This is a genomic window from Pseudoalteromonas sp. SIMBA_162, from assembly GCF_046535955.1.
GTDB lineage: Bacteria > Pseudomonadota > Gammaproteobacteria > Enterobacterales > Alteromonadaceae > Pseudoalteromonas > Pseudoalteromonas marina.
This window is the reverse complement of record NZ_JAWJBQ010000315.1, coordinates 1-277: the sequence shown is the minus strand read 5'-3', so window position 1 is coordinate 277 and position 277 is coordinate 1. Positions and strand designations below refer to the sequence as shown.

Here is a 277-nt window from a genome sequence, read left to right as displayed (position 1 = left end):
CGCCCAGTCACGCGTGCTGGAGGAGACGCTGATCCGCAAGGGCATGCCGTATCGCATCTATGGCGGCCAGCGCTTCTACGAGCGTCTCGAGATCAAGAACGCGCTCGCCTATCTGCGCCTGATGAACAGCCGCGAGGACGATGCCGCCCTGGAGCGCGTGATCAACGTGCCGGCGCGTGGCATCGGCATGCGCACCGTCGAGCAGCTGCGCGAGCGCGCACGCTACGGCAACCTGACCATGTGGCAGGCGATGAGCGATGCGGTCTCCGATGGCGCC

Annotated in this window: 1 protein-coding gene; it reads left to right on the top strand. The window is 66.8% G+C overall.

The features are described 5' to 3' along the window. Window positions 1-277 (top strand): 3'-5' exonuclease (locus tag R0J88_RS19845; protein ID WP_410900854.1); only part of this gene is annotated, 277 nt, incomplete at both ends.